The sequence below is a fragment of the Echinicola arenosa genome, assembly GCF_014841125.1.
GTDB classification, from domain to species: Bacteria; Bacteroidota; Bacteroidia; order Cytophagales; family Cyclobacteriaceae; genus Echinicola; species Echinicola arenosa.
Map to the genome: position 1 here is coordinate 521,880 of NZ_JACYTQ010000001.1, position 13,859 is coordinate 535,738.

Sequence of the window (13,859 nt, forward strand, 5' to 3'; positions counted from 1 at the left end):
ATCTATTTGGTTTTAAGGGTTGTTTTAATAGCAATTTCTTTCGCCACCTTTCTCTCCTCCCACCAACAATACAGCACTGGCACAATAAATAGGGAAATCAAGGCAACCACCATTCCACCAAATGAAGGAATGGCCATCGGAATCATGATATCAGCTCCCCTCCCTGATGAGGTCAGCACAGGCAATAAAGCCAATAAGGTAGTGGCAGAAGTCATCAAACACGGCCTGATCCTCCTTAACCCTGCTTCCTTAACCGCCTCTCTTACTTGCGTAATGGACGTGGTTTTGTTTTGGTTAAAACTCTGTTTAAGATAAGTGGCCATTACCACACCGTCATCTGTAGCAATGCCAAACAAGGCAATAAAGCCAACCCACACTGCCACGCTCAAATTATACTGTTCCATCTGAAACAAAGCTCTCATAGGAGTTCCGAAGAGGCTAAAATCAAAGAACCAACTTTGTCCATAGAGCCAGAGCATGATAAAACCTCCTGAAAAAGCCAGTGAAATGGCCGAAAAGATGAATAGCGTAGTAGAAATAGACCTAAACTGAAAGTATAGGATGAGGAAAATGACCATCAAACACAAGGGGATGACAATGGAAAGTCGCTTTTCTGCCCTGATCTGATTCTCATAGGAACCAGAAAACTTATAGCTGACACCTGAGGGCACTTTCAGCTCTCCTTTTTCAATTTTTCCATTGAGATAATTAATAGCATTTTCTACAACCGTCACTTCAGAAATTCCTTCCTGCTTATCCAAAAGAACATACCCCACCAAAAAAGAGTCCTCACTTCGAATCATCATTGGCCCAGGCCGATAAGTAATCTCCGCCACTTCACTAATTGGAATTTGACTACCAGAAGAAGTACTTATTAACAATTGCCTAATTGCTTCAGGGTCATTCCTGAAGTCCCGAGCATACCTTGCCCGAATGCCATATCGTTCCCTTCCCTCTACCGTAGTGGTAAGCCTTACCCCTCCGAGAGCAGCCTCAATGGTTTCCTGAACATCCCCGACGTTCATCCCATAGCGTGCAATTGCATTTCTGTCCAAATCAAGCTCCAAGTAAGGCTTTCCCAGAGACCGGTCTGCAAATACAGAGGACGGTTTTACCCCTGGCACCTCTTTTAAGTGCTCTTCCAGTTTAAAGCTAAAACTCTCGATAGTTTTCAAATCAGGGCCAAAGACTTTAATGCCTATTGGCGCTCTCATTCCTGTCTGTAACATCAAAAGTCTGGTTTCAATAGGTTGTAATTTGGGTGCAGAAGTCACCCCAGGCAGGTTGGCCACTTTGGTTATTTCTGTCCATATATCATCAGGACTTTGGATATGATCCCTCCATTGCCTGAAATATTCTCCATTTTCATCCAATATCAAATCCCCAAGTTCATCACGCACAAACTCTCCTTCTGAATTCACTTGGAATCTCAACTTCCTTCCATTTTCATCAGTTTTAAATTCTGGCTTATAGATGATCACATTTTCAAACATGGACATCGGAGCAGGATCCAGAGCTGTTTCAGCCCTGCCTGCTTTACCCACAACAGAGGAAACCTCTGGGATAGAGGCCACCAGCAAATCCAATTGTTGTAACGTTTTATGGTTTGCCTCCACACCGGCATGTGGCATTGAGGTAGGCATCAACAAAAATGATCCTTCATCCAAGGCCGGCATAAACTCCTTCTCCATTCCTGGAAATGTATGAACCAATTGACTGTACACTTCTGTCTTGCGGATATTCCACCCAACATGATCCAAACCATCTGCTAACCAACCAAACAAATTCCCAAATCCAACCCATACATTTAAACCAAATGCAATCAATACAATAGGCAAGACCAAAAACTTCCCCTTATTTGCCAAACACCAACCCAAAAGGAATTCATAATACCTAATAAAAAGACTAAAAACCCCTAAAACCAAGCCTATTACCATAGCAACAAATAAGAAGTTGGTAAGGGCACTAACTGCCGCTCCCAATGGATGCCAAGTAGTAGCTAGCAACCATGAAACAGCTATTACAGCAATGATCACCAAAGTAGGTGTATGATAATTTTGGTATTTCTTTGGATAGTAATAAAGTAAAAGATTATTACTGCCAACAGCCAAAAAAACCAAACCTGCCAAAGGCAACCAAAACAGGCTGACAGCACCTATTACAACCAAAATAATATTGCCCCATTTTTTCCAAAAGCCTCCCTTTTCCCTCATACCAAATACCCAATGCGAAAATGCCGGCATGATCAGTAAAGTAAACAGCAGGGCAGAAACCAAAGCAAAGGTTTTGGTATATGCCAATGGACCAAACAACTTTCCTTCAGCAGCCTGCAAAATAAATACAGGTAGAAAGCTCACAATAGTCGTGGCCACGGCTGTCAAAATAGCGGAAGCAACTTCTGAAGTGGCCTGATAAACAGTATGTATCAGTTTCTCTCCCTTAGGAGCTTCCTGAAGGTGCTTCAATATATTTTCATTGAGAATAATTCCCAAATCTACCATTGTCCCAATAGCAATGGCAATACCGGACAAGGCTACAATATTGGCATCTACTCCCAGATATTTCATAAAAATAAAACAGGTCAATACAGCCAAAGGCAATAGTGCTGAAATCAAAAGTGAAGCCCTAAGGTTGTACACCATTACCATAATAACGACAATGGTCATCAAAATCTGTAAGACAATGGCATCGTTCAAAGTACCCAAGGTTTCCAAAATCAAATTAGAGCGGTCATAAAAAGGAACAATGGTTACTTTGGAAATCCTTCCATCCTCTAATTGCTTTTCCGGTAAACCTGCACTGATCTCTTTGATTTTTTCCTTTACGTTTTGAATCACAGCCATCGGATTGTCTCCATATCGGGCCACCACAACTCCCCCAACAGCCTCTGCTCCGCCTTTGTCCAACAAACCTTTCATGGATCGATCCGCAGGGCCAATACTTACTTTGGCAATATCCCTTATTCGTAAAGGCACGTTATCGGTTACACGAACCACCGTTTCAGCAATATCATCCACATCCTCCACATACCCCAGGCCGCGCACATAATATTCCACTTGGTTAATCTCTAAGGTATTGGCTCCAATTTCCTGATTGGTTGATTTTAAGGCTTCTCTTACTTGCATCATCGAAACCTTATTGGCTTTCATTGCATTGGGATCCAGATCAACTTGATATTCCTTTTCCATACCGCCCACTGAGGCAACCTCCGCTACTCCTTCTACTCCAGCCAAACTATATCGAACATAATAATCTTGCACCGTTCTTAGTTCATGTAGGTCCCAGCCTCCAATAGGCTTTCCGTTTTCATCCCTTCCTTCAAGGGTATACCAATAAACCTGTCCCAAAGCAGTCGCATCAGGCCCTAGTTTAGGCTGTACATTTGAAGGAAGTAAGTTTGCAGGTAATGAGTTGAGTTTTTCTAAGATTCTTGATCTGCTCCAGTAATAATCTACATCATCCTTGAAAATGATATAGATACTGGAAATCCCAAACATGGATGTTGAACGGATGGACTTTACTCCTGGCAGGCCCAAAAGTGAAGTCGTAAGCGGATAGGTCACTTGATCTTCCACATCCTGGGGAGATTGCCCCATCCACTCTGTAAAAACAATCTGTTGGTTTTCACCAATATCAGGAATAGCATCAACAGGCACTGGATCTTTTGGCAGAAATCCAACCTTCCATTGAAACGGCACCACTATAAGTCCCCAAACCACCAGAACAGAGAGTAACAATACCGTCACCAACTTATTCTCCAGAAAGAATTTGATAATCGCATTAAGCATAGCTTTATTGAATGCTGAGTAAGTGATAAAAAGAAATAACTTAAGGAATGGACATAGAAGTCCTGTGCTCTAAGATCAAGAGCAGAAAAAAAAAAAAAAAATGCTAAATCAAAAATCTTTGGAATTGAATATGGATGGGAATAGTACTACTCAGTACCTTGTCAGGTACGTAAGTAGTTGGCAGTTGATAGCCCTGTTGAGAAATACATACCAATATTTCCGAAAGAAGGTGCGGGACAGGAAGAGCTGTTATGTTGAAAAAGTCAAACCCTAAAGGTTTGGCATTACTTTGATCGGTATTTTGCAAATCTGTTTTGGGAACATCATCGCAACAACCAGGCATCTCCTCTTCATTCCCACAGCAGGTCTTCTCTTCTGCAAATAAGTTTATGCGCTCCAGCGTATCTCCACAGTAGTGCATGGAATAACTCAAACCTGCATTAAAACACAGGTAAATTATCAGGAGCGATATTTGGATAAGCTTGCGCATTTTATTATTTAAAAACAAAGATAAAAAAGCTATGTGAGTATAAGTTATATAATTTTTGTAATTTTTAAACAAACGCACTTCCGATGCTTACACAAGAATATCATTTTACTTGTCCCTATTGCTTTTCTCCCATTTCCATGATATTGGACTTGAGTGTCAGTCCCCAAAAGTACATTGAAGACTGTGAAGTGTGCTGCCAACCAATAGAGCTTGATTTTGAAGTAAGAGAAGGGGAAATTACGAATATCACAACAATACCCATCGATCAGTGACAATAATAAACTAAAAACTATTTATTTTTACTAAACTTGCATTTAATCATTTTAGCTTTTACTTTTGCCTCTACCTAAGCTATCTTTCTAATGATCAGAACGTTATCGACACTCACTCTTATCTTTATCTTAGCAGCTGTTTCAAAAGCCCAATCTATTATAGGTATTGAAAACGCTTCTCAGGAGTACGCTAACGCCAACCTAACCGAGGATTATGAAACACTGATCAAATATACCTACCCCTTTGTATTGAAAAAATCAGGAGGAAAGGAAGGGCTAAGAAAAGCTCTTTCGGACATGTATGACCTTCAGAAAATAAGAGGCATGAAAATGGAAAGCTTTGAAATGGGGGCTCCCTTAAAACTTACACATGCATCAGGTGAAGTACATGCCATTATTCCTGTCACTTCCAAAATGAAAGTTCCTGGAGGTGAATTGATCACTCATATAACTTTAATCGCTGTCTCCAAAGAGTCTAGCGACCAATGGTACTTTATAGAAGCATCCAACTTAGACCCTAAGCTCATCCACAATTACCTCCCAACCTGGGATTACACCTTAGGGTTGAATTTTGAAAGCTCAAAGCAGTTTATTTCAAACAAGACAAATTGATCTGACCAATCACTTTCTCATTTTTTGGAGATTGTCCCAAAACTCTTGTGGCATTTTCTCCAAATGATTGAACTCTCCGGCACCTTGAAGCCATTCTCCCCCATCTATGGTGATGACTTCTCCATTAATGTAAGCTGAAAAATCAGAAACTAAGTAAGCTGCCAAATTGGCCAGCTCTTGATGCTCTCCCACACGTTTTAGAGGTATTTTTTTCACTGGATCAAATTCTTTGACCAGATCAGGAGGCAATAACCTACTCCATGCTCCTTCAGTTGGAAATGGTCCCGGAGCAATCGCATTGGAGCGGATTTTATACTTTGCCCATTCCACAGCCAGTGACCTGGTCATCGCCAAAACACCTGCTTTGGCAGCTGCACTGGGAACTACATAGCCTGAACCTGTCCAAGCATAAGTGGTCACCACATTCAGAAATGTCCCTGGCTCTTGGGATTTTATCCAATGTTTTCCTGCTGTCATGGTCATATTGACACTTCCTTTCAAAACAATATCCAAAACGGTATGGAAGGCATTTGCAGAAAGTCGCTCTGTGGGGCTTATAAAGTTACCCGCAGCATTGTTCACCACCGCATCTATTTTCCCAAACTGCTCAATTGATGCTGCAAACATCTTTTCCACTTGGTCAATCTCTCTCACATCACAGGCAATTGGAAAAACCTGTCCTCCTGCCTCCTGCTCCAGATCCAAAGCAGTTTTTTCTAATACTTCAATTTTCCTACTAGTTATAATCAGGTTCGCTCCCAACTCTAAAAAATATTTACCCATAGATCTTCCGAGGCCAGTACCTCCACCTGTGATGAGTATTGTCTTTCCTTTTAAGGCTCCTACTTTCAGCATTCCTTCCGTATAGTTCATGTGTAAGGGTTTATGGTTGATTGATCATAAATCAATATACCCAAAAATGAAAAAAGCCGCTTCTCAGCGGCTTTAATTTTTATAAAATCAATGATTAGTACCTGTAATAATCTGGTTTGAAAGGTCCTGTTACTTCAACACCAATATATTTGGCTTGATCTTCCGAGAGCTCATCCAACTCTACACCTAATTTACCTAAATGCAAAGCTGCTACCTTCTCATCCAAATGCTTAGGCAATACATATACTTTATTTTCATACTGGTCAGTATTGTTCCACAACTCCAACTGCGCCAAAGTTTGGTTAGTAAAGGAGTTCGACATCACAAATGAAGGGTGACCAGTGGCACAACCCAAGTTCACCAACCTGCCCTCTGCAAGCAAAATAATGTCATTACCTTCTACATTATAAAGGTCCACTTGTGGCTTGATTTCATCTTTAGTGTGACCATAATTGGTATTCAACCAAGCTACATCTATTTCATTGTCAAAGTGTCCAATGTTACATACGATAGCTTTATCCTTCATCACTTTGAAATGCTCGCCTGTAATGATGTCTTTGTTACCTGTTGCGGTCACTACAATATCAGCCTCAGCTGCAGCATCTATCATTTTCTTCACCTCAAAACCATCCATAGAAGCCTGAAGTGCACAAATTGGATCAATTTCGGTTACAATTACACGGGCACCGGCACCTCTAAGAGAAGCTGCTGAACCTTTTCCTACATCACCATATCCCGCCACAACAGCTACTTTACCAGCAAGCATCACATCGGTAGCTCTTCTGATAGCATCTACCAATGATTCCTTACAACCATATTTGTTGTCAAATTTAGATTTGGTTACAGAGTCGTTTACATTGATTGCTGGAATAAGGAGTGTTCCATTTTTCATCCTATCATAAAGCCTGTGTACACCAGTAGTAGTTTCTTCAGAAAGACCCTTGATACCAGCAACCAACTCAGGATATTTATCAAAAACCATATTGGTCAAATCTCCTCCATCATCAAGAATCATGTTAAGAGGCTGTCGCTCTTCTCCAAAGAATAAAGTTTGCTCAATACACCAATCAAAATCTTCCTCAGAAAGTCCTTTCCAAGCATAAACTGAAATACCGGCAGCAGCAATGGCAGCAGCAGCATGGTCTTGGGTAGAAAAGATATTACAAGAAGACCAAGTCACCTCGGCACCCAATTCCACCAACGTTTCGATCAAAACAGCGGTCTGGATGGTCATGTGAAGACATCCTGCAATTCTGGCTCCTTGAAGCGGCTTTGACTCTCCATATTCGGCTCTCAATGCCATCAAACCAGGCATTTCGGCTTCTGCCAATCTAATTTCCTTACGGCCCCAATCAGCCAAAGAAATATCCTTTACTTTATACTTGACGTATTTTGATTTAATTTCTGACATGAATTTATCTTTAGATATTAATTTTCGGATCACAAATTTACTCAATCTAAGAGACTTTATGAAATACCACCTTAGAGGAATCTAACTTCTTTGTGTGCATAAAGGTTTATAGACTCATCTGTTTTTTCAATTTCAAGCATCCCCTGTTGATTTACAGCCCTTATTCTCCCACTGAATTCTCCAGCTATATCTTCATAATGGCACCATTGTTCTTTTTGATATAAATGTTGCCAATAATCCATATGAATGGCTGCAAAGTTTTTTTTCTTTAATTGAAGGTATCTTTTTTCCAAATGAATCAAAATACTTTCAAGTACTTGACATTTGTTCAGCACACCTCCTGCCAGATTGGCCATGGAAACTGGACCAGGAAAAGGAAATTCGGTTTGATTAATATTAAGCCCTATCCCAATAATGCTTGATTCCAACTTCTCTTTTGAAATCGTATTTTCTATCAAAATGCCTCCAATTTTCCCTCTACTTTGATGAACTATATCATTGGGCCACTTCACACAAACCCCTTCTGTATAGACCGATAAGGCATCTCTAACCGCTAAAGAGACCACTTTATTTAGCTCAAACTGCTCCATTGCCTTAAGGAAATTAGGGGTCAGGACAAGAGAAAAAGTCAGGTTCTTTTCAGGCTCACTGTACCATTTATTCCCCCTTTGCCCCCTACCATTGGTTTGCTTGTCTGTGATGATTATGCTACCTTCTTTGGCAGAACCGTTCCTAAGCTTTTCCGCTGCTATGTCATTCGTGGAGTGACACTCTGTCATGTAAACGATATCTTTTCCAAGAAAAACAGTATTGGCAAGGATTTTATGCATCAATTAATTAGTTATTTTGTCGCACAATAAAGATATTTATCCTTTTATTGTAGTGCGTATTAGAACGAGTAAAATTACAAACAAAAAGTATGACAGCAGAAGAGCTGAGTAAAATAATTGTGAAAGGAATGGAGGAACGAAAAGCTTCCGACATTGTGGTGATGGATTTGAGAGATATAAATAATTCTGTTTCTGATTTTTTTGTGATTTGTTCCGGATCATCTGACACCCAGATCGAGGCCATTTCAGACGCTATAGAAGAAGAAGTATTCAAATCAAACAAAGAAAGACCTTGGAGATGTGAGGGAAAAAACAACCGTCAATGGATTCTGGTGGATTACGTGAATGTAGTTGCCCACATTTTCCTTAAAGATAAAAGAGAGTTTTATGGACTTGAAGAACTGTGGGGAGATGCAAAAATCACCGAAATTGTCTAAGTCATTTAAACTTTCATTTTTTTAATCCGTTTTACCTAAAGTTTATAGAATTAATTACTAAACGATGAGTGAAAAAAACAAAAATAAAAAATTCATCCCTAAACCGCCTCAAAAGCCCAATTTCCAGCTTTGGCTTATTGTCACGGCTGTAATTGTACTGATTGGCATTACTTGGTTCAACCAAAGAAGTGCGGTGATCGATATCACCATGAAGCGGTTTGAGGACATGGTGTTGAGTAATGATGTAGAAAAGGTAGAGGTAATATACAACCAAAACTATGTTGAAGTCACGCTGAGGGAATCCGCCCTCGAGAACCAACGATATAAGGATGAGCTAGAATCACAAAACCCATTCTTCAATCCAGCTGGACCACACTACAAAATCACTGTTGCTTCAGTAGATAAGTTTATTGAAGACTTCGATAAGTTAGAAGAAAAGCTTCCTGAAAACGAAAGAATTGGCTATAAAGCCAGGCAAGAAGAGAGCTGGGGCAACTGGTTTGGCAGCTTTGGTTTCTTGATCTTGGTATTCTTCCTATTCTGGATCATGATGAGAAGAATGGCTGGACCTAGTGGCCCAGGGGGACAAATCTTCAATGTTGGTAAATCCAAAGCCCAGCTATTTGATGCCGAAAACAAAGTAAAGATTACTTTTGACAATGTGGCTGGACTTGATGAAGCTAAAGAAGAGGTTCAAGAAATCGTTGAATTTCTAAAAAACCCCGGAAAATTCACCAAGCTAGGTGGTAAAATCCCTAAAGGTGCCTTGCTAGTAGGCCCTCCAGGTACTGGTAAGACACTTCTTGCCAAAGCTGTGGCAGGAGAAGCAGGAGTACCTTTCTTTACCCTTTCCGGTTCAGATTTTGTGGAAATGTTTGTGGGTGTTGGTGCTGCAAGGGTTCGTGACTTGTTCAAACAGGCCAAAGAGAAAGCGCCATGTATCATCTTTATAGATGAGATTGACGCAATCGGTAGATCAAGAGGGAAAGGTCAGATGCCAGGTTCCAATGATGAACGTGAAAACACTTTGAACTCCCTGTTGGTGGAGATGGATGGTTTTGGAACGGATACTGGTGTAATCGTTTTGGCGGCCACCAACCGACCAGATGTATTGGATAGTGCTTTGCTTAGACCAGGCCGTTTTGATCGCCAAATCAGTATTGACAAACCTGACATTGTGGGCCGTGAAGCAATATTCAAAGTTCACTTGGCTCCTATCAAAACCAGTTCTGACATTGACCCCAAAAAACTGGCAGCCCAGACTCCAGGTTTTGCTGGAGCAGAAATAGCCAATGTCTGTAATGAAGCGGCCTTGATTGCTGCCAGAAGGAACAAGGCAGCTGTTGATATGCAAGACTTCCAAGATGCAGTAGACCGTGTCATTGGTGGTCTCGAGAAGAAAAATAAAATCATCTCTCCAGAAGAGAAAAAGATTGTTGCTTATCACGAAGCCGGCCATGCCGTAGCAGGTTGGTTCTTGGAGCACGCTGACCCATTGGTCAAAGTAAGTATTGTTCCAAGAGGAATTGCCGCTTTGGGTTATGCGCAATATCTGCCCAAGGAACAATTCCTTTACCAGACGGAGCAGCTGATTGATGAAATGTGTATGACTTTGGGAGGCCGTGCGGCTGAGGAATTAACCTTCGGGAAAATTTCTACTGGTGCGCTATCCGATCTGGAAAGGGTTACAAAGATGGCCTATTCGATCGTTTCTATTTATGGAATGAACGATAAAATCGGAAATGTATCCTTCTATGACAGCAAAGGAAATGATTATAAATTTAGCAAGCCTTATTCTGAATCTACAGCAGAGACGATTGATGAAGAGGTAAGAAAGCTGATCAGCTTTGCATACGAGAGAACCAAAGAGCTTTTAAGCAAAAGAAAGCCAGAATTGGAGACTCTTGCTCAAGAATTACTTGAAAAGGAAATCATCTTCCAGTCTGACCTTGAAAAGCTGATCGGAAAGCGTCCTTTTGATAAGGAAACTACTTATGAAGCTTTTACAAGAAAAGAAAAGAAAAAAGAAGACGATAGTGATGAGGCTGTTTCAGAAAAGGACAACTCCACAGATGTGGAAGAAAGTTTGAGTGAGAAAAAAGAGTAGAACTCGCTATAAACTGCAAATAAGTAGGGCTTCTTGGTTTCAGGAAGCCCTACTTATTTATAGCTTTTCAAAACTTCCATTTCTATAACATCAAAAGATTATTATTTTTGATGCATCAACCTTGGAGCATATATATTTCAATAAAGGCTTACTATTGTAGAAAACACAAAGCACCATTAATTTGCCTTTTAGAGACCAGATCCTGATCTAATTACATGAATTTAAAATTAAAGGAAAACCAAAAAGTTTTTTTTGCTTCGGACTTCCACCTTGGAGCACCTGACCAACAATCCAGCAGAAAGAGAGAAGACAAAATCATCCGATGGCTCAATAACATTGAAGATGAAGCCGCTGCCATATTTTTGGTTGGTGACCTTTTTGACTTTTGGTTTGAGTATGACAAGGTAATTCCCAAAGGTTTTATTCGGTTTATTGGGAAAATTGCCCAATTACGGGATAAAGGAATTCCTATTATTTTCTTTACTGGAAATCATGACCTGTGGATGAGAGAGTACTTTACAAAAGAGCTCGGTATTCCTGTTTATCACAATCCCATCAATTTGGAAATCAACCACAAGAAAATGTTAATCGGGCACGGTGATGGATTAGGACCTGGTGACACAAGTTATAAATTCCTCAAAAAATTATTCACCAATAAGTTCTGTCAAAAACTATTTAAGTGGCTGCATCCAGACATTGGTATTGCTATCGCACAAAAGTGGTCTGGGAGTAGTAGGATTAGCAACCAAGCGAAGAATGAAGATACTTTCAAAGGCGACGATGAATGGCTTTGGCAGTACTGTAAGGAAGTGGAAGAAAAGATGCATTTTGATTATTATATTTTTGGTCACAGGCATCTCCCTTTACAGCTCAAAGTAGGAGAAAACTCTATGTACTACAACCTAGGTGAATGGATAAGTCAGTTTACTTATGGTGAATTTAATGGTGAGAAGTTTTCATTGAGAACATTCGAAAAATGATTGCCAGAACTTTTATCATCCTTGTATTTGCAAGCTTTTTGAACCAATTTTCTTTAGCTCAGGAAATACAATGGGAGAAGGTTTTTGAAATTAATACATCAGATGTACAACAACTGGACATCGACAACACAGATAAAATCTACCTCACTGATAGTAAGGGAAACATAACTGTTTATAACCATTTGGGAGATTCAATCAACTCCTACTCCCCTACCTTTCAAGGATCACTTAGCCAGTTTGAAGTATCTAGAACGGTAAATATTTTCACATTCTCCAAAGACCTTCAAAGAATAGAAATCCTGGACAGGTTCCTTGCCCCAAGATTCAGCGGAAGACTTAACTCTCCTGAATTTGGTAACATCAAGGCTGCCTCTCTTGGAAACAATCTTAAAGTCTGGCTTTACGATGAAACCGACTTTTCCCTACTTCAATATGATTACCAAAGAAATACGGTTTTACAAAAGCAGACCTTAAATTTGATTCTTAATGAAGAACATTTGAACATTACTGAAATCACTGAGTATAAAAATACGCTATTCATCAACACCCACGCTAATGGCATATTCCTACTTGACAACCAAGGCAACTATTTAGGCAATTTACCCTTTAAAACCTCAAAAAAACTAAGCTTCAAAGGCTCCTATCTCCTAACTACCCAAAAAGGGGAACTTATCCTCATTCATCTAATTTCAGCCACACCTACAAGGTACAAGTCTCCCTGTAATGCATCCATTGTAAGCACCGGAAACAAAATTATAGTCTTTTATGACGGTGATAATATCCATGGATACAAAACACCTAGCTCGCTCTTCTTCAGACAATAATAAATTTGGCACATCTAAAAACCTGTAGTAATTAAATTAGGCCGTAAAACCTAACACAAGTATTTTCATTGAAATAAATAACAATATTCACATCACTATCCTCATTTTTCTCTTTATCAATTTTCACATTTTTAACAATCTTCATCAGAAAAAATAGATTTTTTAGAATATTTCTAATAAAAACAGGAAATTGATTCGAAATCTGGTTTGATTTTTGCAATTTTGCGACCCGATGAAAAAACATTTACTAAGGAGAATTTACCATACTGTTTTTCTTTCGGCCATTCTATTTTACACTTCTGGAATGGCAACAGGATTCTATGCCCAAAATTTCCTGAAAAAACCAGAAAACAATATTACTTTTCCGACCAACCTGAATACACCTGACATTGATTTTGACTTGAAATCAACAGGACAAAAGAAGTTCAAAATTATCCTTGACGAAAATATTAAAACGAAAACCACTGTTAAGATATTTGACATCATTGGTAACCTGATTTTGGAGGATGCCATTATACCAGAAGATGGAAAGCAAAAGTCTTATGATTTTTCCCATATAAAAAGCCAGCTATTTGTTGTGGAAGTAGGAAACTCAAAATACAATAAAACAAAAAGTGTTTATGCCAACCCACAAGGCATCAAAAAGATTGATTCTACTTCAATGGAAAAAATGGAAAATAAAAACGTTTCCAATAACAAATAAAAAAAACCGGTTTTCAACCGGTTTTTTTTTATTCTAGATACTGATGGAAATTAGTTAATTTCTACCAGTTGGATATCGAAAATCAAATCTTCACCAGCCAATGGATGGTTAGCATCCAAAGTGATTTTTTCTTGATCTACATGAACTACCTTAACAGGAACTGGTTGACCCTGCTGGTTTTGAATAGATAGATCCATTCCCACTTCTGGCTTAATGTCCGCAGGTACTTGCTCTACTGGCACATCAATCATCATATCATCCCTCTTTGCTCCATAAGCTTCATCAGAAGGAATAGTAACGCTCTTGTCTTGACCTACTTCCATTCCATTAACAGCAGCATCAAAACCTTTGATCATATTTCCATCGCCCACTGTAAACTGAAGTGGTTCTCTGTTTTCAGAAGAATCGAATACTGTTCCGTCTTTTAACTTACCTGTGTAGTGTACTTTTACCGTACTTCCTTTAGTTGCTACAGACATTTAATTATTTATTTTCGTGAATAATGATAAAGGTAATACTTTTTAAAAGGGAT

Annotated in this window: 13 protein-coding genes; 7 read left to right on the forward strand and 6 right to left on the reverse strand. The window is 39.5% G+C overall.

Going from position 1 to position 13,859, the window contains the following annotated elements:
• Positions 1 to 2 precede the first annotated feature (2 nt).
• Positions 3 to 3,788, reverse strand: coding sequence for an efflux RND transporter permease subunit (locus IFO69_RS01955; protein WP_192007469.1), 3,786 nt, complete (start codon positions 3,786 to 3,788; stop codon positions 3 to 5).
• Between the two features lie 103 nt (positions 3,789 to 3,891).
• Positions 3,892 to 4,278, reverse strand: coding sequence for an HYC_CC_PP family protein (locus IFO69_RS01960; protein WP_192007471.1), 387 nt, complete (start codon positions 4,276 to 4,278; stop codon positions 3,892 to 3,894).
• Positions 4,279 to 4,361: 83 nt separating this feature from the next.
• Here IFO69_RS01960 and IFO69_RS01965 point away from each other — a divergent pair, with 83 nt between their 5' ends.
• Together IFO69_RS01965 and IFO69_RS01970 are read left to right on the forward strand one after the other, a co-directional pair.
• Positions 4,362 to 4,550: a CPXCG motif-containing cysteine-rich protein gene (locus IFO69_RS01965; protein ID WP_192007473.1), complete on the forward strand. Its 189-nt coding sequence runs from the start codon at positions 4,362 to 4,364 to the stop codon at positions 4,548 to 4,550.
• Positions 4,551 to 4,640: 90 nt separating this feature from the next.
• The gene (locus IFO69_RS01970; RefSeq protein WP_192007475.1) at positions 4,641 to 5,162 is read left to right on the forward strand and encodes a hypothetical protein; all 522 of its coding nucleotides are present in this window, start codon (positions 4,641 to 4,643) and stop codon (positions 5,160 to 5,162) included.
• Positions 5,163 to 5,171: 9 nt separating this feature from the next.
• Here IFO69_RS01970 and IFO69_RS01975 read toward each other — a convergent pair whose 3' ends face one another.
• The 3 genes from IFO69_RS01975 to IFO69_RS01985 all read right to left on the reverse strand — a co-directional run bounded on the left by IFO69_RS01975 (position 5,172) and on the right by IFO69_RS01985 (position 8,276).
• On the reverse strand, positions 5,172 to 6,035 hold the full coding sequence (locus IFO69_RS01975) for an SDR family oxidoreductase (RefSeq protein WP_192007477.1): 864 nt from the start codon (positions 6,033 to 6,035) through the stop codon (positions 5,172 to 5,174).
• A 94-nt stretch (positions 6,036 to 6,129) separates the two neighbouring features.
• Positions 6,130 to 7,446 carry an adenosylhomocysteinase gene (gene ahcY / locus IFO69_RS01980; protein WP_192007479.1) on the reverse strand — a complete coding sequence of 439 codons (1,317 nt, stop codon included), beginning with the start codon at positions 7,444 to 7,446 and terminating at the stop codon, positions 6,130 to 6,132.
• A 71-nt stretch (positions 7,447 to 7,517) separates the two neighbouring features.
• On the reverse strand, positions 7,518 to 8,276 hold the full coding sequence (locus tag IFO69_RS01985) for a biotin--[acetyl-CoA-carboxylase] ligase (RefSeq protein WP_192007481.1): 759 nt from the start codon (positions 8,274 to 8,276) through the stop codon (positions 7,518 to 7,520).
• Positions 8,277 to 8,365: 89 nt separating this feature from the next.
• Between IFO69_RS01985 and rsfS the strand changes: the two genes are divergently transcribed.
• From rsfS to IFO69_RS02010, 5 genes are all read left to right on the forward strand, one after another.
• Positions 8,366 to 8,713 (forward strand): ribosome silencing factor, encoded by a 348-nt coding sequence (gene rsfS / locus IFO69_RS01990; RefSeq protein WP_192007485.1) that lies wholly within the window; start codon positions 8,366 to 8,368, stop codon positions 8,711 to 8,713.
• A 64-nt stretch (positions 8,714 to 8,777) separates the two neighbouring features.
• Positions 8,778 to 10,820: an ATP-dependent zinc metalloprotease FtsH gene (gene ftsH / locus IFO69_RS01995; protein ID WP_192007487.1), complete on the forward strand. Its 2,043-nt coding sequence runs from the start codon at positions 8,778 to 8,780 to the stop codon at positions 10,818 to 10,820.
• Between the two features lie 215 nt (positions 10,821 to 11,035).
• The gene (locus IFO69_RS02000; protein WP_192007489.1) at positions 11,036 to 11,800 is read left to right on the forward strand and encodes a UDP-2,3-diacylglucosamine diphosphatase; all 765 of its coding nucleotides are present in this window, start codon (positions 11,036 to 11,038) and stop codon (positions 11,798 to 11,800) included.
• Complete coding sequence (locus IFO69_RS02005) at positions 11,797 to 12,624, forward strand: hypothetical protein (protein ID WP_192007491.1); 828 nt, start codon at positions 11,797 to 11,799, stop codon at positions 12,622 to 12,624. Before IFO69_RS02000 ends, IFO69_RS02005 begins: the two co-directional genes overlap by 4 nt.
• A gap of 232 nt (positions 12,625 to 12,856) precedes the next feature.
• Entirely contained in the window at positions 12,857 to 13,327 is a 471-nt protein-coding gene (locus IFO69_RS02010; protein ID WP_192007493.1) for a hypothetical protein, read from the forward strand.
• A 50-nt stretch (positions 13,328 to 13,377) separates the two neighbouring features.
• Here the strand turns inward: IFO69_RS02010 and IFO69_RS02015 are convergent, their stop codons facing one another.
• Positions 13,378 to 13,806, reverse strand: coding sequence for an FKBP-type peptidyl-prolyl cis-trans isomerase (locus tag IFO69_RS02015; protein WP_192007495.1), 429 nt, complete (start codon positions 13,804 to 13,806; stop codon positions 13,378 to 13,380).
• Between the last annotated feature and the right edge of the window lie 53 nt (positions 13,807 to 13,859).